Origin of the sequence: Myxococcus llanfairpwllgwyngyllgogerychwyrndrobwllllantysiliogogogochensis (assembly GCF_006636215.1) — a bacterium.
Classification (GTDB): Bacteria; Myxococcota; Myxococcia; order Myxococcales; family Myxococcaceae; genus Myxococcus; species Myxococcus llanfairpwllgwyngyllgogerychwyrndrobwllllantysiliogogogochensis.
Window position 1 is genome coordinate 1 of record NZ_VIFM01000533.1, and the last position, 1416, is coordinate 1416.

Sequence of the window (1416 nt, forward strand, 5' to 3'; positions counted from 1 at the left end):
TACTACCCGGTCACTTGAATCGAGGTGGCGGTCATGATCTACGGTCGGGATGACACCGGCACAGCTGCGCAAGCTGGATGAGGCGCTGAGCGCCTACCTCGATGAGATGGTGGTCGGCATGGGACGGCTGGAGCGGCGCCGGGCCATGGAAGCCTATGTGACGGGCCTGCTGCTGGACGGGGAACGCAAGAGCATCGAGCCGATGGCGTCCCGACTGGTTGAGGACGCCCGCGAGGTGGAGGCGATGCGCCAGCGGCTACAGCAGTGCGTCTCGCAGGGGGCGTGGAGTGACGAGGCGCTGCGAGAGCGGCTGGCGAGGAAACTGGAAGCCGAGGTGCCGGAGTTGGAGGCCCTGGTGGTGGACGACACGGGGTTTCCCAAGAAGGGGCAGCACTCGGTGGGGGTGGCCCGACAGTACTCGGGCACATTGGGGCGCACGGACAACTGCCAGGTGGCCGTCAGCCTGCATCTGGCGGGGCCGCGAGGCAGCGGATGCATTGGCATGCGGCTGTACCTGCCCGAGGACTGGGTGACGGACACGGCGCGGCGCAAGGCGGCGGGTGTCCCCGAGACGGTGAGAGCAGCGCGCAAATGGGAGCTGGCGCTGGAGCAGTTGGATGACGCGCTGGAATGGGGCGTGCGGCGGCACGTCGTCCTGGCGGATGCGGGGTATGGCAACTGCCGAGAGTTCCGCGAAGGACTCACGGCCCGGGGACTGCCCTACCTCGTCGGCGTGCCAGGGCAACACAAGGTATGGCCTCCAGGAGCTGCGCCGCACCTGCCCGTGAAGAAGGCGGGCGAGTACGGGCGCCCCCGGACGCGCTTCGTCACCGACAGCGGCGTGCAGCCCTGGACGATTGAAGAGCTGGCGAGCCAGTTGCCCGAAGAGGAGTACCGCCGTGTCAGCTGGCGCGAGGGCAGTCGTGGCACGCATTCCTCCACCTTCGCCGCGGTGCGAATCCAAGTCGCCGAAGGCCACGTCGTCCGCAAAGCGCCAGGCACTCCCGAATGGCTGCTGTGTGAGTGGCCGCAGGGGGAAGCCGCGCCGACGAAGTTCTATCTCTCCTCATTGCCGGCGGACACGCCTCTCAAACGCCTCGTCACCCTGGCAAAGCTGCGCTGGCGCGTGGAGCGGGACTACCAGGAGATGAAGGGCGAAGTGGGGCTGGACCACTTCGAGGGCCGCACCTGGAGAGGCTTTCACCACCACGCCACGCTGTGCATGGTCGCCCACGGTTTCCTCGCGCTCCGTCGAGCGCTTTTTCCCCCAGAGCAAGACGCCGTGGACGCTGCCCCAGGTTCGACGTCGCCTTCAGCACCTGCTGCTGCGCCGCATCGGCCATTGCCCGCTGTGCCTCCGCAGACTCGGAGCTCGCGCTCCTCCTCTCGGGCCGTCCTGCATCTGATCAAGTAGTA

1 protein-coding gene is annotated in these 1416 nt (G+C 67.5%); it reads left to right on the top strand.

The genetic code is table 11. The annotated features are described in order from the left end of the window. The first annotated feature begins 49 nt into the window (after window positions 1-49). Window positions 50-1414, top strand: a complete 1365-nt coding sequence (locus FJV41_RS49130; protein WP_141649505.1) for an IS701 family transposase — start codon at window positions 50-52, stop codon at window positions 1412-1414. Window positions 1415-1416 lie beyond the last annotated feature (2 nt).